We start from the raw sequence: 17,635 nt of genomic DNA, 5'->3' as shown, positions 1-17,635 counted from the left end.
GCGTGGCTCGGAGAACAAAATGCGAAATACCATGAATCTGACAAATTTATTAGCGCCGTGGCTAGATTGTCCTGAGCTTGCGGACATTACCGTCCAATCGCTGGAGTTAGACAGTCGTCAGGTGAAACAAGGCGATACTTTTGTCGCTATCGTTGGTCACGTGGTGGATGGCCGCCAGTATATTGAGAAAGCAATAGAACAGGGCGCAAATGCCGTCATTGCTCAATCTTGTCAGCAATACCCTTCCGGCTTGGTGCGCTATCAGCAAAACGTGGTGATTGTCTATCTTGAGAAGCTGGACGAAAAACTGTCGCAATTAGCGGGACGCCTGTACCAACATCCTGAGATGTCATTAATTGGTGTGACAGGAACCAATGGCAAAACCACCATCACTCAATTGATTGCGCAATGGCTAGAGTTAGCCGGGCAAAAAGCCGCGGTGATGGGGACGACGGGCAACGGTTTTCTCAATGCCTTACAGCCTGCGGCCAATACCACGGGCAATGCGGTTGAGATTCAAAAAACGTTGGCAGACTTACAGCAGCAAGGGGCAAAAGCAACTGCGTTGGAAGTCTCTTCTCATGGCTTAGTGCAGGGGCGCGTTAAGGCGCTACAGTTTGCAGCTGGCGTGTTTACCAATCTGAGTCGTGATCATTTGGATTATCACGGCACGATGGAAGCCTATGCCAAAGCCAAAATGACGCTGTTTACTGAGCACCAGTGCCAGCATGCAATCATCAATTTGGATGACGAAGTCGGTGCGCAGTGGTTTCAAGAGCTGCAACAAGGGGTCGGCGTTTCATTGTTTCCACAAGATGCAAGTGTAAAAGCACTGTGGGCCAGCTCGGTAGCTTACGCAGAAAGCGGTATTACGATTGAGTTTGATGGCTGTTTTGGCCAAGGGCGTCTGCACGCGCCATTGATTGGTGAATTTAATGCCACCAACTTACTGCTCGCGTTGGCAACACTGTTAGCCTTAGGCGTTGATAAGCAAGCTTTATTGGATTCGGCCGCAAGCCTGCGTCCAGTACTTGGACGTATGGAACTGTTTCAAGTGAACAGCAAAGCAAAAGTGGTGGTCGATTATGCACATACCCCAGATGCGCTGGAGAAAGCGCTGCAAGCACTGCGTGTTCACTGTACCGGTCATTTGTGGGCGATTTTCGGCTGTGGTGGTGATCGCGATAAAGGCAAGCGACCAATGATGGCTGAGATTGCAGAGCGTCTGGCCGATCACGTCGTGCTTACCGACGACAACCCACGCAGTGAAGACCCCACCATGATTGTGCAAGATATGCTGGCGGGCTTAACCCGTGCGGACAGTGCGGTGGTTGAGCACGATCGCTTCAGTGCGCTTCAATACGCGCTCGACAATGCACAAGCGGATGACATCATTTTGTTGGCAGGCAAAGGCCACGAAGATTATCAAGTACTCAAGCACCAGACGGTTCACTACTCGGATCGTGAATCGGCGCAGCAACTGCTAGGAATTTCATCATGATTGAGACCTCTCTGAGTCATTTGGCGCAATTGACGCAAGGACAACTGATTGGCGATGACGCCATCTTTTGTACCGTTTCAACGGATACGCGTCATATCCCTCAGCAAGCGTTATTTATTGCGCTCGTCGGTGAACGTTTTGATGCGCATGATTTTTGCCAGCAAGCGGTGGACGCAGGTGCTATTGCATTGTTGGTGGAGCGAGCGCTGGATCTTCCCGTTGCACAAGTAGTGGTCAAAGATACGAAAATTGCACTCGGTCAGCTCGGAGCGAATGTGCATCAGCGCTGCCAAACTCCAACCGTGGCGATCACGGGCAGTTGCGGCAAAACCACGGTGAAAGAGATGGTGGCCAGTATTCTGCAGCAAAAAGGCAAAGTGCTGTTCACGGCAGGTAATTTTAACAATGACATTGGCGCGCCTCTGACGTTGCTACGCTCTGAGCCAGAAGATGATTTTGCGGTGATTGAACTGGGCGCCAATCATATTGGTGAAATTGCCTATACCACCCAGCTTGTTCGGCCCGATGTGGCGTTGGTGAACAACGTGGCTGCGGCGCATCTTGAAGGGTTTGGCTCGATTGATGGCGTGAAACAAGCGAAAGGGGAGATCTACCAAGGTTTGTCTGCTGGTGGCGTGGCCATCGTCAATCTAGACAGTCATGGAGGTGAGTACTGGACACAGGTACTGGCCGATAAACAGGTCACGACGTTTTCGGCAAGCTCCGAGCAGGCCGATTTCTACGCAACAGACATCGTACTGGATACGCAAGGGAAAGCGTCATTCGTATTGCATACGCCTGAAGAACGCATTCCACTTTCTCTTGGTATCATTGGCCAACATAACGTCGCCAATGCGATTGCCGCTAGCATCATTGCTTTGCAGTTTGGTGCCAGCTTAGCGCAAATCCAATCGGGATTGCTCAATTTGATGCCTGTCAAAGGGCGTGTTGATGTTCAACAGTTATCCGACAACATCAAACTGATTGATGACAGTTATAATGCCAGTGTGCCAGCTATGAAGGCGGCGGTGGACCTATTAGGTAGTTTTACCGGACAGCGTTGGTTAGTTTTAGGTTATATGGCGGAATTGGGCAATGAAAGTCTTGCACTTCATCGTCAAGTCGGTGAACATGCTGCCCCATTAAATTTTGAACACGTCCTTACCTATGGCGAGGATACAAGGATCATTAGCCAGTTGTGTGGTGGAAAACATTTTTCAGACCATGGTGAACTGATCGAATACATCAAGCAGAATTTGGCCAACGAAAATGAAGCCTGTCACACCGTGTTGGTCAAAGGCGCAAACTCAGCTGGCATGAGTAAAGTGGCTGCTGCTTTGAAGGAGAACTATCGATGATTATTTGGCTTGCCGAGCTGCTACAGCCATACTTTTCCTTTTTCCGACTGTTTGAATACCTGTCGTTTCGCGCGATCTTAAGTGTTCTAACCGCGTTGGGGCTATCGCTTTGGATGGGGCCTCGCCTCATTAAGCGCTTACAGTTGCTGCAAATTGGTCAAGTGGTGCGTAACGAAGGCCCGGAGTCTCATTTTAGTAAACGTGGCACGCCAACCATGGGTGGTGTCATGATCCTCGCGGCTATTTCCATTACCATTTTGCTGTGGGCCAATTTATCCAACCCTTACGTTTGGGCAGTACTGGCCGTCTTGATGGGCTATGGTGCGGTCGGGTTTGTTGATGATTATCGCAAAGTGGTGCGTAAGAATACCGATGGTTTGATCGCACGTTGGAAGTACTTTTGGCAGTCAGCCATTGCGTTGATTGTGGCTTTTGCTCTATACGCATATGGCAAGGATACTGCCGCGACTCAGTTGGTTGTGCCTTTCTTTAAAGACGTTATGCCACAACTTGGTCTGATGTATATCGTACTGACCTATTTTGTGATTGTCGGTACCAGTAATGCGGTGAACCTAACCGACGGTTTGGACGGTTTGGCGATCATGCCAACGGTTTTGGTGGCAGCAGGGTTTGCCGTGATTGCTTGGGCAACTGGCAACGTCAATTTTTCTCAGTATCTTCACATCCCGTATCTACCCCACGCCTCTGAACTGGTGGTGGTATGTACTGCCATCGTTGGTGCCGGTTTGGGCTTCTTATGGTTTAACACTTACCCAGCACAAGTCTTTATGGGCGATGTCGGTTCTCTCGCGCTGGGTGGCGCATTGGGGACGATTGCCGTACTTGTACGCCAAGAGTTGGTTTTGGTCATCATGGGTGGCGTCTTTGTCATGGAAACCTTGTCAGTGATTTTGCAGGTCGGTTCATACAAGTTGCGCGGCCAACGTATTTTCCGCATGGCACCCATTCACCACCACTACGAGTTGAAAGGTTGGCCTGAGCCACGTGTTATTGTGCGTTTCTGGATTATTTCTATGGTGTTGGTTCTGATCGGTCTAGCGACACTGAAAGTGCGTTAATCGACGGACACTCTTTTTACGGTGTAATGAAATATGGATCGTTGGCAAGACATCAAACAGGTTGTCGTGGTAGGGCTCGGTATTACTGGGCTCTCCGTCGTTAGACATTTGCGAAAAACACAGCCGCAGTTGCAAGTGAAAGTGATTGATACGCGTCCAACCCCTCCAGGTGTGGAACAATTGCCTCCAGACATTGCGCTGCATGTCGGCAGTTGGAATGACGCTTGGTTAGCTGAGGCCGATTTGGTCGTCACAAACCCAGGTATTGCCTTAGCGACGCCTCAAATTCAAACGGTGTTAGCACGCGGCGTTGCTGTGGTGGGTGATATTGAGTTGTTCGCTTGGGCGGCAGATAAACCCGTCATCGCGATTACTGGCTCAAATGGCAAAAGCACCGTCACGGATTTAACCGGAGTCATGGCTAACGCCTGTGGGGTGAAATGCGCAATTGGCGGTAACATTGGTGTTCCTGCACTCGATTTGTTGGAGCAAGAGGTTGAGCTTTATGTACTTGAACTCTCGAGTTTTCAATTAGAGACGACTTCCAGCCTCCACTTGGTTGCAGCGGCATTTCTGAATCTTTCTGAAGATCACATGGATCGCTACCAAGGCATGGATGACTATCGCCAAGCTAAACTGCGCATCTTTCAGCACGCAAAACATGGAGTCGTGAATCGCGATGATCGTCAGACTTATCCTGAAACTTCCCATGGCCAGCAATCACTTGCTTTGGTGACTTTTGGCTCCGATGACAAAGAGTTTGGTGTCATAAGTCATCAGGGGGAATCTTGGTTGTCATATAACCAGCAACCTATTTTGGCAAGCCGAGAACTCAAATTAGTCGGTCAGCACAACGTGGCAAACGTATTGGTTGTTTTGGCGCTGCTGACGTGCGCTGGTATTGATTACCGTAAAGGCTTGAGCGCTTTGAAGTCTTACACCGGTTTGACACACCGATGTCAGGTTGTCGCAGATAATCGTGGCATCAAGTGGGTCAATGATTCAAAAGCGACAAATCTTGCTAGTACACAGGCTGCCTTATCGGGGCTTAACTGTGCTGGCAAACTCTACCTGCTGGTGGGTGGAGATGGCAAAGGGGCTGACTTTTCACCATTGAAGCCGATTTTGGCGCAGCTAAACCTCCAACTATGTTGTTTTGGTGCTGATGGTGATCAATTTATGCCATTGCACGCATCGGCCACGCGTTTTGAGCGGATGGAAGATGTGATTGAACATATATCTCCACAATTACAATCTGGAGATATGGTGATGCTTTCCCCTGCATGTGCTAGTTTTGACCAATTCAGTAATTTTATGGCGCGAGGCGATCGATTCGCCGAATTGGCTCGCCAGTATGCATAGCGCAACCTCTAACGCGTATTTTTAACAAGGCACGATGTTTGGTGATGGTAGGTAATATCAAAAACAATTTGTTCGGCTGGTTTCGCCACTCACCACCAGACGCCTTGTTTGATCGGCAGTTGGTTTGGATTGCATTGTGTTTAATGCTGACGGGGCTGGTGATGGTGACATCGGCGTCCTTTCCTATCAGCTCTCGTCTGACGGATCAGCCTTTTCACTTTATGTTCCGCCATGCCACTTTTTTGTGCTTGGCGTTGGGCACCTCCGCAGTAGTGTTGCAAATCCCACTACAGAAATGGCAAAGCCATAGCCACTATTTGTTGGGTATCGCATTTGCGTTGCTGGTCGTGGTTTTAATTGCGGGTAAATCGGTGAATGGCGCGTCACGCTGGATCCCTCTAGGGCTTTTTAACCTACAGCCAGCGGAAGTGGCCAAGCTTGCACTGTTTATCTTCATGTCCGGTTATTTGGTTCGTAAACAGGATGAAGTAAGAGCGACCTTTTTTGGTGGCTTCATGAAACCCATTATGGTTTTTGGCGCGTTAGCGCTATTGCTACTTGGGCAACCCGACTTGGGGACGGTTGTTGTTATGCTGGTCACCTTGTTTGGCATGCTTTTTATCGCTGGAGCCAAATTGAGCCAGTTTCTGGCGTTGATGGTTGCTGGGATTACCGCGGTTGTAGGATTGATTCTCATCGAACCGTATCGTGTAAGACGTGTGACGTCTTTCTTAGATCCTTGGGAAGACCCATTTGGTAGCGGCTATCAGTTGACTCAATCATTAATGGCGTTTGGTCGCGGTGAATGGTTTGGCCAAGGTTTGGGTAACTCGATTCAAAAATTAGAGTATTTGCCGGAAGCTCACACCGACTTCGTGTTTGCCGTTATGGCAGAAGAGCTTGGTTTCATTGGTGTGGTACTGATCTTAGCACTCATTTTTAGCCTAGTGATCAAAGCGGTGTTTATCGGTAAAAAGGCGTTTGAACATCAATTGCAATTTGGTGGATATCTCGCTTTTGGTATTGGTATCTGGTTCGCTTTTCAAACCCTAGTTAATGTAGGGGCAGCAGCGGGGATGGTCCCTACCAAAGGTCTTACGTTACCACTGATCAGCTATGGTGGTTCGAGTTTAATTATTATGTCCATCGCTGTATCGATTCTTCTGAGAATTGATCATGAATGCCGACTTATCTCGATGGGCAATAAAACAGACTTACAGACAGATGAAAAAGAATAAAAGATTAATGGTCATGGCAGGAGGCACAGGTGGACACGTTTTTCCTGGCTTGGCGGTGGCGAAAAAATTACAGCAACAAGGCTGGGAAATCCGTTGGCTCGGAACCGCGGATCGTATGGAAGCCGAGTTGGTGCCAAAGCACGGTATCGATATCGATTTCATTAAAGTCAAAGGTTTGCGTGGCCAAGGCATCAAACGCCTTGTTTTGGCGCCTTTTCAAATCCTCAATGCTATTTTTCAAGCGAAGGCACACATTAAGCGTTGGCAGCCGGATGCCGTGTTAGGGATGGGCGGCTACGTAAGTGGTCCTGGTGGTATTGCCGCTTGGCTATCTGGCATTCCAGTGGTCCTGCATGAGCAAAATGCGGTGGCAGGGTTAACCAATCACTGGCTAGCGAAAATCGCCAAAAAGGTATTTCAAGCCTTCCCGGGGGCATTTAAAGATGCACCAGTCGTAGGTAATCCAGTACGTGAAGATGTCGTTGCCCTTCCTGATCCCATGCAGAGAATGCAGGACAGAGAAGGTGCAATACGCATTTTAGTGATGGGTGGCAGCCAAGGTGCCAGAATCCTCAATCAAACCATGCCACAAGTGATGGCGCAACTCGGGTCTGGTTTTGAGATTCGCCATCAAGCGGGTAAAGGCAGTGCGGATGAAGTGCGTCTAGCCTACCAACAAGCGGGCGTTGAGCACGTTGAGGTGAGCGAGTTCATTGATGACGTTGCTGCGCAATACGCTTGGGCCGACCTATTGGTGTGTCGCTCTGGAGCTCTGACCGTATCGGAAGTCTCTGCCGCTGGCGTAGGGGCCATTTTTATCCCATTTATGCACAAAGATCGTCAACAAGCGTTGAATGCAGATCATCTCGTGGCGTGCGGAGCCGCACTGATGATTGAGCAGCCACAACTGACGGTGGATAAGCTCGCGGGAGAAATTCAAAAATTAGGTCGAGATACATTGCTCTCAATGGCGCTTCACGCCCGAGCTGCAGCACAAAATAATGCCGACCAAGTTGTGGCGGATGCGATTGTCGCCCTAACTGAACAGAAATAAAGAGAACAGGTTAATGACTATTCAACACAAGCAAGATCTTGCACAGATTCGCGCTATGGTTCCAGAGATGCGCCGAGTGAAATCCATCCACTTCATTGGTATTGGTGGCGCAGGTATGAGCGGCATTGCCGAAGTGTTGCTCAATGAAGGGTATCAAATCACCGGCTCTGATATTGCGGAAAATGCCGTTACTGAGCGCTTGGCTCAAAAAGGCGCGAAAGTGTATATCGGCCACCAAGCGACGAATGTTGCAGAGGCGAGTGTTGTTGTTGTCTCAACAGCGATCAATGAAGCGAACCCAGAAGTTAAAGCGGCGCGTGAAGCTCGCATTCCGGTTGTTCGCCGTGCAGAAATGCTGGCGGAACTGATGCGTTTTCGTCATGGTATCGCCGTCGCTGGTACGCATGGTAAAACCACCACGACAGCATTGGTGACGCAAATTTATTCAGAAGCGGGACTGGATCCAACGTTCGTGAATGGTGGTCTGGTAAAAAGTGCAGGTACCAATGCGCGTTTAGGTTCTAGCCGCATTTTGATTGCTGAAGCCGATGAAAGTGATGCGTCGTTCTTACATTTGCAACCGATGGTGTGTATTGTCACAAACATTGAAGCTGACCATATGGATACCTATGGCGGTGACTTCGAAACACTGAAGCAAACCTTCATCGACTTCTTACACAATTTGCCATTTTATGGTCAGGCGATTGTTTGTATTGATGATCCGGTGATTCGCGAGCTGATCCCGCGCATCAGTCGTCAAGTCATTACTTACGGCTTCTCGGAAGATGCCGATGTTCGCATTGAAAATTACCGTCAAGAAGGCCAGCAAGGAAAATTCACCGTGGTCCGCAAAGATTGCGAAGCGCTGGATATTACCCTGAATATTCCTGGCCGCCACAATGCATTGAATGCCGCTGCGGCCATTGCTGTTGCAACGGAAGATGAAATTGGCGATGACGCGATCCTTGCTGCCATGGTTGGTACCCAAGGTACTGGTCGCCGCTTCGAGCATCTGGGTGAGTTTGAAACAGGCAACGGAAACGTAATGCTGGTTGATGACTATGGTCATCACCCAACCGAAGTGGATGTGACCATCCAAGCTGCACGAAACGGTTGGCAAGAGAAGCGTCTCGTGATGATTTTCCAACCCCACCGTTACAGCCGTACCCGAGATCTCTACGATGATTTCGCGAACGTGCTTGAGCAGGTTGATGTGTTGGTCATGTTAGATGTGTACGCGGCGGGTGAAAAAGCGATTGCTGGAGCGGACAGTCGTTCATTGTGCCGCACGATTCGCAGTCGTGGAAAAATCGACCCTATTTTTGTTGCAGATACCCAACAACTGCCAGAGGTATTGGCGAACATTTTACAAGAAGGCGATCTGTTATTAGCACAAGGTGCGGGGGATATTGGTAAAGTCGCCCGACAATTGGCAGCACTTGAGCTAAATATCAGTAATATGAAAGCAAAATAGCCATTTGTGGCGGATATTAAGCAGTTAGTAACGCAGATCTCGTATTTGCGATAACTTCGTTGCGATTTCTCTCTATCAATGTTTGATAGTTTACAAGAGCTCAGTATAATCCCGAAGTTAAAGTCATTACTTTTCGCTCGCGAATATCCGCTGAATAAAGAGTATTTGAACAAAGTCAGGAAGCGTTAACTTTGACAGAAATAGCAGTTGATGAAGCTGATGTACTTCCCTCGCACTGGAAGAGACAAAAGCACCAAATAATTGGCGCTGCATTTTTCGTATTGGTTGTCGCTTTAATCGGCTCAATTTTATATTCAACCTTGAGTTGGATGTGGGATGACCAACGCCTGCCTTTATCAAAGATAATTCTGCAAGGGGATTTGCAGTACGTCACAGCCGATGATGTACAGCATGCCTTTGGCAGTATTACTCATATCGGCACCTTTATGTCGCAAGACGTTTCGGTGTTGCAAGAAAGCGTGGAAGCCTTGCCTTGGGTCGCGCATGCATCCATTCGCAAGCAATGGCCAGATACGGTGAAAGTGTTTATCACAGAGCACCGTGCCGCCGCGATTTGGAATGGCAACGCATTACTCAATCAAGATGGAATGGTCTTTGATGGTGACGTCGCGCAACTGAATGAAGAGAGAGTCAAACTTTACGGGCCAGTTGCGACTGGGGTTGAGGTACTGAAAAAGTATCGAGAAATGAATCCTGAGTTTAGTAAGTTAGGCTTATCGATTTCTTCATTAGTATTAAATGACCGACGCGCTTGGCAAATCATCCTAGATAATGGTATTCGCCTTGAACTAGGCAAAGAGTCTTTGGATGAGCGAGTAGCGAGGTTTTTTTCGCTCTATCGCCAATTAGGCAGCAAAGCTGATAAGGTCAGCTATGTTGACCTCAGGTATGACACGGGAGCCGCTGTTGGCTGGTTCCCTGAGCAAGAGTCAGAATAAGAGAGTACAGATGACTAAGACCGCCGATGACAACATTATTGTTGGTCTTGATATAGGCACTGCAACCGTATCCGCTCTGGTAGGCGAAATTCTGCCTGATGGTCAAATTAATATCATTGGAGCAGGCAGTAGCCCATCTCGTGGTATGGATAAAGGCGGCGTGAACGATCTTGAATCTGTGGTGAAATCTGTCCAGAGAGCGATCGATCAAGCTGAAATGATGGCTGAGTGCCAAATCAGCAACGTATTTATTTCTTTATCGGGGAAGCATATTGCCAGCCGCATAGAAAAGGGCATGGGTACCATTTCCGATGAAGAAGTCTCACAAGAAGATATGGATCGTGCTATACATACAGCTAAATCCATTAAAATCGGTGATGAGCAGAGAATCCTTCATGTGATTCCACAAGAGTTCACCATCGATTATCAAGAAGGCATTAAAAACCCTCTTGGTTTGTCTGGCGTGAGAATGGAAGTGAGTGTTCATCTTATTTCCTGCCACAACGACATGGCGCGTAATATAATTAAAGCGGTAGAGCGTTGTGGTTTAAAAGTCGAGCAAATTGTCTTTTCTGGTTTGGCGGCAAGTAATGCTGTCATTACAGAAGATGAAAGAGAGCTGGGTGTGTGTGTGGTCGATATCGGCGCAGGCACCATGGACGTAGCAATCTGGACTGGTGGTGCACTTCGACATACCGAAGTGTTCTCTTATGCCGGCAATGCTGTCACCAGCGACATCGCTTTTGCCTTTGGTACACCCGTGAGTGATGCCGAAGAGATCAAAGTGAAATATGGCTGTGCTCTGAGTGAGTTAGTCAGCAAGGATGATACGGTTAACGTCCCAAGTGTTGGTGGGCGTCCCTCTCGGAGTTTGCAACGTCAAACTTTGTCTGAGGTGATTGAACCGCGCTATTCTGAACTGATGGGATTAGTTAACCAAACTATTGAATCTGTTCAAATGAAGCTGCGTGAAGATGGAATTAAGCACCATCTTGCAGCGGGTGTTGTCCTCACCGGAGGGGCAGCGCAAATTGAAGGTTTAGTAGAATGTGCGGAGCGAGTGTTCCGCAATCAAGTTCGCGTTGGTAAGCCACTAGAAGTGAGTGGCTTAACTGATTATGTAAAAGAGCCGTATCATTCCACGGCAGTTGGATTACTTCATTACGCACGAGATATGCGCTCAAGCGATGATAGTGACTACAACGAGCCTAAACGTTCGGCAGTCACTGGCTTGTTTGGCAAGCTGCGTAATTGGATACAAAAAGAGTTTTAACCTGAGAGTTGCAGGAAAAACGGAGATAACACATGTTTGAACCGATGATGGAAATGTCTGACGATGCTGTAATTAAAGTCGTTGGGGTTGGTGGCGGCGGCGGTAATGCTGTAGAACACATGGTGCGTGAATCCATCGAAGGCGTGGAATTCATCAGCGTCAATACGGATGCACAAGCACTTCGTAAGACAAGTGTGGGCAATGTGATCCAGATTGGTGGCAACATCACTAAAGGTCTGGGTGCAGGTGCAAACCCACAAGTTGGTCGTGACGCAGCTCTTGAAGACAAAGAAAGAATTAAAGAATTGCTGATTGGTGCCGATATGGTGTTTATCGCAGCTGGCATGGGCGGTGGTACTGGTACTGGTGCTGCTCCCGTTATTGCAGAAGTTGCGAAAGAGCTAGGCATCCTGACGGTTGCAGTAGTAACCAAGCCGTTTAGTTTCGAAGGAAAGAAGCGCTTAGCATTTGCTGAGCAAGGTATCGATGAATTATCAAAGCATGTTGACTCATTGATCACCATTCCAAACGAAAAGCTGCTGAAAGTGCTTGGTCGCGGCATCACTTTGTTGGAAGCCTTTGCTAGCGCGAATGATGTTCTAAAAAATGCAGTGCAAGGTATCGCCGAGCTAATTACTCGCCCTGGCATGATCAACGTGGACTTTGCGGACGTTCGTACAGTGATGTCTGAGATGGGTCACGCGATGATGGGTAGCGGTGTGGCAAAAGGCGAAGATCGTGCAGAAGAAGCGGCGGAAATGGCTATTTCTAGCCCACTTCTCGAAGATATCGACCTTGCAGGTGCTCGTGGCGTGCTGGTTAACATTACCGCTGGTCTAGATATGCGCCTAGATGAATTTGAAACGGTGGGTAATACTGTTAAAGCGTTTGCTTCGGATAACGCAACAGTCGTAATCGGTACTTCACTTGATCCAGACATGGCGGATGAAATTCGAGTGACGGTGGTTGCTACCGGTATCGGTAACGATAAGAAACCAGACATCACGTTAGTTTCAGGTGGTAAAGCTAAAGTCGCTCAACCAACTGCAGCACCACAACCTGTTGTGGCAGCGAAGGTGGAAGAGAAACCGGCACAAACTTTGCAGGAAAGACCTCAGGTTACTCCTCAGCCATCGACGCCTGTTTCTTCTTCTCCTGCATCAGGTAGCCAGAATGCGGCACCTAAGCAGGAAAAAGAGAGCGGATATTTGGATATTCCGGCATTTTTACGTCGTCAGGCTGATTAATATTCAGGCACAAATTTGACACTGTTCAAAATTGTGGTAGCATTCACGGTCGGCGTCTTAGACGACCGTGATTTGTAGCACTTCAAAGAGGCAATCAGATGATCAGACAACGTACTCTGAAAGAAATTGTGAAAACAACTGGTGTGGGTCTCCACTCTGGTCGTAAAGTCACATTAACTCTTCGCCCTGCAGCTGCAAACACTGGCATTATTTATCGCCGCACTGATCTAACGCCTGCGGTAGATTTTCCTGCTGATCCTGCTTCTGTTCGTGACACTATGTTGTGTACTGCGCTCGTGAATGATGAGGGTGTGCGCATTTCTACAGTGGAGCATTTGAACGCAGCGCTTGCGGGTATGGGTATCGATAACATCATCATTGAAGTTGATGCTCCTGAAATTCCAATTATGGATGGCAGCGCAAGTCCATTTGTTTACTTGCTTCAGCAAGCAGGCATTGAGACACAAAATGCAGCGAAGCGTTTTATCCGTATTAAGAAACCAGTTCGTTTTGAAGACGGTGACAAGTGGGCTGAATTTGTACCATTTAATGGTTTCCGCATGGATTTTGAAATCGAGTTTAACCACCCTGCAATCGATTCTGATGAGCAGCGTTTGTTGTTCGATTTCTCAACGCAAGGTTTTGTTCGTGAAATCTCTCGTGCACGTACTTTTGGCTTTATGCGTGATATCGAATATCTCCAGTCACAAAATTTAGTCTTGGGTGGCAGCTTTGACAACGCCATTGTGTTGGACGATTACCGCATTCTTAACGAAGAAGGCCTTCGTTTCGAAAACGAATTTGTTACGCACAAAGTGTTGGATGCGATCGGTGACCTTTACATGTGTGGTCATGCGATTATTGGTGAGTTCCGCGCATACAAATCCGGACATGGTTTAAATAACCAATTGCTACGCGCAGTGTTGGCAGATCAAGAAGCTTGGGAATGGACAACGTTTGAAGAAGAAGTTGGTTCTCCAGTTGCCTTCGCAGAACCGAATATGGTTTTAGCGTAACAAGCGAATGAATAAAGAAAAGCCAGACAGATGTCTGGCTTTTTACTTTTTTGATTCATTAACAAATCAAAATTCAGCTCGATTTCTTCTCTGCCATTGCAGCCAATCGCTCGAGACGAGCTTTCACTTTTGGTGGTGCCATTTCGGCAATCATAGTTAAAGCATTTGCAGCATTTTGCGAGATCGGCTCGCGCTTCTTTTGATCCTTAGGATCTTTTTGCTGATAAAGGCCAGGATTAATGCGTACTTCGATAGCCATTAATTTAGCGAATCCGCGAGAGCGTAAAGCATTCAGGATCGTTAATCGATCATAATCAATCTTCATTTTGATCGCTGCGCTGGCGACATCGAGGATCAAACATCCCTGACGTAAATTTGCCGCTCGGCAATGCTGTGCCGTCCCATTTGGCAGCAATTCTGCTAACACTTTATTCAACTCGAGTATCTCGCACGCATGATGCTGGATCTTTTGTAGCGAGCTACCGCTACCGTCAATAAGTTCTTGTGTTGAAGTGGGGCGATGATCACGCATGATAGGCACCTAAAAAAACATCCATACATGCATTCTAAGTTACCACTTAAGCCTGCTTCAAGTTGCTTTGGGGTTATTTCACTGGTGAATCCATCGCCAATAACAATAAAAACTTCAAAGCGCTTCAAACAAATGGGGTTTGTGATGGTTGTCTTAACGAAAAATCCTTACACTAGACGACATTATTTGCCACCTTAGCCTTGAAAAAATAGCTCGTCAGTACAATATCTGAGTTACATGATTTATCTCAGTATCCTTAGTTTAAAACTGGTAGAGACTGAAGGCATTTATCGTAGGCCGAAATGGTCTAACAAAGAGAGATTCATAAGAAATGATAACTAAGCTACTGACAAAGGTGATTGGTAGTCGCAACGATCGCACACTGCGCCGCCTTAGAAAGATTGTTAAAGAGATTAACAACTACGAGCCGACCTTTGAGGCTCTCTCAGATGAACAATTAAAAGCAAAAACGGTTGAGTTTCGCCAACGTCTAGAACAAGGCGAAACGCTTGACCAACTATTACCTGAAGCATTTGCTACCGTTCGTGAAGCATCAAAGCGTGTTTACGGTATGCGTCATTTCGATGTTCAGTTGATCGGTGGTATGGTTCTCAATGCAGGCCAAATCGCTGAAATGCGTACGGGTGAAGGTAAAACTTTAACCGCAACTCTTCCTGCTTACCTTAACGCACTGGCTGGTAAAGGTGTTCACATTGTTACCGTCAATGATTACTTGGCAAAGCGTGACGCAGAAACCAACCGCCCTCTATTTGAGTTTCTAGGAATGACCGTTGGCATTAATGTGCCAAACATGCCTCATCCTGCGAAAAAAGAAGCGTACCAAGCCGATATCCTATACGGGACCAACAACGAGTTTGGTTTTGATTACCTACGCGACAACATGGCTTTCCGCAATGAAGATCGCGTTCAGCGTGAGCGTTTCTTTGCCGTCGTCGATGAGGTGGACTCGATCTTGATCGATGAAGCGCGTACACCACTTATCATTTCTGGTCCTGCTGAAGACAGCTCTGAGCTTTACACGCGTATCAATGCGCTGATTCCATTATTGCAGAAGCAAGATAAAGAAGACTCTGAAGAGTATCGTGGTGATGGCCACTACACTGTCGACGAAAAATCGAAGCAAGTGCATCTAACGGAAACAGGCCAAGAGTTTGTGGAAGAGTTGATGGTGAAAAATGGCCTAATGGAAGAGGGAGATACATTGTACTCTCCAACCAACATCAGCCTTTTGCATCACGTTAACGCGGCATTACGTGCGCATGTTCTGTTCGAGAAGAACGTAGACTACATCGTAAACGAAGACGGCGAAGTGGTGATCGTTGATGAACACACTGGCCGTACAATGCCTGGTCGTCGTTGGTCTGAAGGTCTTCACCAAGCGGTTGAAGCGAAAGAAGGCGTTAAGATCCAAAACGAAAACCAAACCTTGGCTTCGATTACATTCCAGAACTACTTCCGTCTGTATGAAAAACTGTCAGGTATGACGGGTACAGCGGACACCGAAGCGTTCGAATTCCAATCGATTTACGGTCTTGAGACAGTGGTTATCCCAACCAACAAGCCAATGATCCGTAACGACATGCCAGATGTTGTTTATCGTACTGAAGCAGAGAAATTTGCTGCCATTATTGAAGACATCAAAGCGCGCGTAGAAAAAGGTCAACCTGTACTTGTGGGTACGGTTTCTATCGAGAAATCCGAGCTGCTTTCGAATGCGCTGAAAAAAGCGAAAATTAAACACAATGTTCTAAATGCCAAGTTCCACGAAAAAGAAGCGGAAATTGTTGCAGAAGCCGGTAAACCGGGTTCGGTGACCATTGCAACCAACATGGCTGGTCGTGGTACGGACATCGTGCTAGGCGGTAGTTGGCAAGCGAAAGTTGAATCGATGGCTAACCCAACGCAAGAACAGATTGATGAAATCAAAGCTGAGTGGAAGCTAGTTCACGATCAAGTGCTTGAGTCGGGCGGTCTACACATTATTGGTACTGAGCGTCACGAATCCCGCCGTATCGATAACCAGCTGCGCGGTCGTTCAGGTCGTCAGGGTGATGCCGGTTCATCTCGTTTCTACCTTTCTATGGAAGATTCATTACTCCGTATCTTTACTTCGGATCGTATGGCGGCATTGATTCAAAGTGGTATGGAAGAAGGGGAAGCGATCGAATCTAAGATGCTGTCTCGCTCTATCGAAAAAGCGCAACGCAAAGTGGAAGGACGTAACTTCGATATTCGTAAGCAGCTACTTGAGTACGATGATGTGGCGAACGATCAGCGTAAAGTCGTGTATGAGCTACGTGATGAGTTGATGAGTGTTGATGACATTAGCGATATGATCGAACACAATCGCGTTGATGTGCTTCAAGGTGTCATCGATGAATACATTCCACCTCAATCACTGGAAGACATGTGGGATCTTGAAGGCCTACAAGAACGTCTAAAGAACGATTTCGATATCGATGCTCCTGTGAAGCAATGGTTGGAAGAAGACGACAAGCTTTACGAAGAAGCACTACGTGAAAAAGTCATTAATACCGCGGTTGAAGTCTACAAAGCGAAAGAAGAAGTGGTTGGTGCACAAGTGCTACGTAACTTCGAAAAATCAGTGATGTTACAAACGTTGGATACATTGTGGAAAGAGCACTTGGCGGCGATGGACCACTTACGTCAAGGTATCCATCTGCGTGGTTATGCACAAAAGAACCCGAAACAGGAATACAAGCGTGAGTCGTTTGAACTGTTTGAAGGCTTGCTTGAAACATTGAAATCTGATGTTGTGATGATTTTGTCAAAAGTTCGTGTGCAGCAGCAAGAAGAAGTGGAGCGTATGGAAGCTCAGCGTCGTGCACAAGCTGAAGAAGCCGCTCGCCGTGCACAAGCTCAACATGCCTCAGCTCAAAGCCAGCTTGCTGATGATTCTGACGAAGGGCATCACCAGCCAGTGGTCCGTGACGAGCGTAAAGTAGGTCGTAATGAACCTTGCCCTTGTGGTAGTGGCAAAAAATACAAACAGTGTCACGGTCAAATCAATTAGTGTTAGCCTAATTAATGTAATCAATTAAGAGTCGCTTAGGCGGCTCTTTTTTTAAGGAAAAAATGATGAAACGTATCCATATTGTTGCGGCGATTATTTTCAATCAAGATAAGAGCCAGGTTTACATTACCAAGCGTCCGGATGATAAACACAAAGGTGGCTTTTGGGAGTTTCCTGGAGGCAAAGTCGAAGAGGGGGAAAGCATAGAGCAAGCCATGGTACGTGAACTCGAAGAAGAAATTGGTATTACGGCGACTCAACAACAGCTGTTTGAGCATTTAGAGTACGATTACCCAGATAAATCGCTCAAGTTTGACTTTATCACAGTGACGGATTTTAACGGTCAGCCTTATGGAAGAGAAGGACAACAGGGAGAGTGGGTGGCGATTGCGGAACTGAGCCGTTACCCGTTTCCAGAAGCAAACGTACCAATTCTCGAAAGAGTGCTAAAAGAGTTTGCTTGAGATCTGGTCTCGCTTTGCAATAG

General features: G+C 47.4%; 14 protein-coding genes. 13 read left to right on the top strand and 1 reads right to left on the bottom strand.

The features are described 5' to 3' along the window. Positions 1-19: 19 nt before the first annotated feature. The 11 genes from murE to lpxC all read left to right on the top strand — a co-directional run bounded on the left by murE (position 20) and on the right by lpxC (position 13,561). Positions 20-1,501, top strand: a complete 1,482-nt coding sequence (gene murE, locus VV1_RS02835) for a UDP-N-acetylmuramoyl-L-alanyl-D-glutamate--2,6-diaminopimelate ligase (protein ID WP_011078668.1) — start codon at positions 20-22, stop codon at positions 1,499-1,501. Continuing rightward, complete coding sequence (locus VV1_RS02830; RefSeq protein WP_011078667.1) at positions 1,498-2,859, top strand: UDP-N-acetylmuramoyl-tripeptide--D-alanyl-D-alanine ligase; 1,362 nt, start codon at positions 1,498-1,500, stop codon at positions 2,857-2,859. Before murE ends, VV1_RS02830 begins: the two co-directional genes overlap by 4 nt. Further along, on the top strand, positions 2,856-3,938 hold the full coding sequence (mraY, locus tag VV1_RS02825) for a phospho-N-acetylmuramoyl-pentapeptide-transferase (RefSeq protein ID WP_011078666.1): 1,083 nt from the start codon (positions 2,856-2,858) through the stop codon (positions 3,936-3,938). The genes VV1_RS02830 and mraY overlap by 4 nt, the downstream gene beginning before the upstream one ends. Positions 3,939-3,971: 33 nt before the next feature. Beyond that, on the top strand, positions 3,972-5,300 hold the full coding sequence (gene murD / locus VV1_RS02820) for a UDP-N-acetylmuramoyl-L-alanine--D-glutamate ligase (protein ID WP_011078665.1): 1,329 nt from the start codon (positions 3,972-3,974) through the stop codon (positions 5,298-5,300). Between the two features lie 44 nt (positions 5,301-5,344). Continuing rightward, entirely contained in the window at positions 5,345-6,538 is a 1,194-nt protein-coding gene (ftsW, locus tag VV1_RS02815; protein ID WP_013572432.1) for a cell division protein FtsW, read from the top strand. Next, on the top strand, positions 6,525-7,592 hold the full coding sequence (murG, locus tag VV1_RS02810; protein ID WP_011078663.1) for an undecaprenyldiphospho-muramoylpentapeptide beta-N-acetylglucosaminyltransferase: 1,068 nt from the start codon (positions 6,525-6,527) through the stop codon (positions 7,590-7,592). The genes ftsW and murG overlap by 14 nt, the downstream gene beginning before the upstream one ends. Positions 7,593-7,605: 13 nt before the next feature. Continuing rightward, on the top strand, positions 7,606-9,066 hold the full coding sequence (murC, locus tag VV1_RS02805) for a UDP-N-acetylmuramate--L-alanine ligase (protein ID WP_011078662.1): 1,461 nt from the start codon (positions 7,606-7,608) through the stop codon (positions 9,064-9,066). Between the two features lie 257 nt (positions 9,067-9,323). After that, positions 9,324-10,025, top strand: a complete 702-nt coding sequence (locus VV1_RS02800; RefSeq protein ID WP_370293068.1) for a cell division protein FtsQ/DivIB — start codon at positions 9,324-9,326, stop codon at positions 10,023-10,025. Positions 10,026-10,035: 10 nt separating this feature from the next. Continuing rightward, positions 10,036-11,298, top strand: a complete 1,263-nt coding sequence (gene ftsA / locus VV1_RS02795) for a cell division protein FtsA (protein ID WP_011078660.1) — start codon at positions 10,036-10,038, stop codon at positions 11,296-11,298. Between the two features lie 32 nt (positions 11,299-11,330). Next, positions 11,331-12,545 carry a cell division protein FtsZ gene (gene ftsZ / locus VV1_RS02790; RefSeq protein WP_011078659.1) on the top strand — a complete coding sequence of 405 codons (1,215 nt, stop codon included), beginning with the start codon at positions 11,331-11,333 and terminating at the stop codon, positions 12,543-12,545. 98 nt (positions 12,546-12,643) lie between these two features. Further along, a complete protein-coding gene (gene lpxC / locus VV1_RS02785; protein ID WP_011078658.1) occupies positions 12,644-13,561 on the top strand; it encodes a UDP-3-O-acyl-N-acetylglucosamine deacetylase in 918 nt (305 codons plus the stop codon). Between the two features lie 73 nt (positions 13,562-13,634). On the opposite strand, the gene VV1_RS02780 is transcribed toward lpxC, so the two are convergent. Then, entirely contained in the window at positions 13,635-14,093 is a 459-nt protein-coding gene (locus tag VV1_RS02780; protein WP_011078657.1) for a DUF721 domain-containing protein, read from the bottom strand. 331 nt (positions 14,094-14,424) lie between these two features. Here VV1_RS02780 and secA point away from each other — a divergent pair, with 331 nt between their 5' ends. Both secA and mutT read left to right on the top strand, forming a co-directional pair. Further along, the gene (gene secA / locus VV1_RS02775) at positions 14,425-17,148 is read left to right on the top strand and encodes a preprotein translocase subunit SecA (RefSeq protein WP_011078656.1); all 2,724 of its coding nucleotides are present in this window, start codon (positions 14,425-14,427) and stop codon (positions 17,146-17,148) included. Positions 17,149-17,213: 65 nt separating this feature from the next. Then, the gene (gene mutT / locus VV1_RS02770) at positions 17,214-17,612 is read left to right on the top strand and encodes an 8-oxo-dGTP diphosphatase MutT (protein WP_013572425.1); all 399 of its coding nucleotides are present in this window, start codon (positions 17,214-17,216) and stop codon (positions 17,610-17,612) included. Positions 17,613-17,635 lie beyond the last annotated feature (23 nt).

This window comes from Vibrio vulnificus CMCP6 (assembly GCF_000039765.1).
GTDB lineage: Bacteria > Pseudomonadota > Gammaproteobacteria > Enterobacterales > Vibrionaceae > Vibrio > Vibrio vulnificus_B.
Note: the sequence above shows the minus strand (reverse complement) of the source record. Positions and strands in the feature narration are given on the sequence as shown.

What these genes read in the sequence shown, in the direction of transcription:
- murE (WP_011078668.1), top strand. Translation starts at nt 20, where the DNA reads ATGCGAAATACCATGAATCTGACAAATTTATTAGCGCCGTGGCTAGAT.
- VV1_RS02830 (WP_011078667.1), top strand. Translation starts at nt 1,498, where the DNA reads ATGATTGAGACCTCTCTGAGTCATTTGGCGCAATTGACGCAAGGACAA.
- mraY (WP_011078666.1), top strand. Translation starts at nt 2,856, where the DNA reads ATGATTATTTGGCTTGCCGAGCTGCTACAGCCATACTTTTCCTTTTTC.
- murD (WP_011078665.1), top strand. Translation starts at nt 3,972, where the DNA reads ATGGATCGTTGGCAAGACATCAAACAGGTTGTCGTGGTAGGGCTCGGT.
- ftsW (WP_013572432.1), top strand. Translation starts at nt 5,345, where the DNA reads ATGGTAGGTAATATCAAAAACAATTTGTTCGGCTGGTTTCGCCACTCA.
- murG (WP_011078663.1), top strand. Translation starts at nt 6,525, where the DNA reads ATGAAAAAGAATAAAAGATTAATGGTCATGGCAGGAGGCACAGGTGGA.
- murC (WP_011078662.1), top strand. Translation starts at nt 7,606, where the DNA reads ATGACTATTCAACACAAGCAAGATCTTGCACAGATTCGCGCTATGGTT.
- ftsA (WP_011078660.1), top strand. Translation starts at nt 10,036, where the DNA reads ATGACTAAGACCGCCGATGACAACATTATTGTTGGTCTTGATATAGGC.
- ftsZ (WP_011078659.1), top strand. Translation starts at nt 11,331, where the DNA reads ATGTTTGAACCGATGATGGAAATGTCTGACGATGCTGTAATTAAAGTC.
- lpxC (WP_011078658.1), top strand. Translation starts at nt 12,644, where the DNA reads ATGATCAGACAACGTACTCTGAAAGAAATTGTGAAAACAACTGGTGTG.
- VV1_RS02780 (WP_011078657.1), bottom strand. Translation starts at nt 14,093, where the DNA reads ATGCGTGATCATCGCCCCACTTCAACACAAGAACTTATTGACGGTAGC.
- secA (WP_011078656.1), top strand. Translation starts at nt 14,425, where the DNA reads ATGATAACTAAGCTACTGACAAAGGTGATTGGTAGTCGCAACGATCGC.
- mutT (WP_013572425.1), top strand. Translation starts at nt 17,214, where the DNA reads ATGAAACGTATCCATATTGTTGCGGCGATTATTTTCAATCAAGATAAG.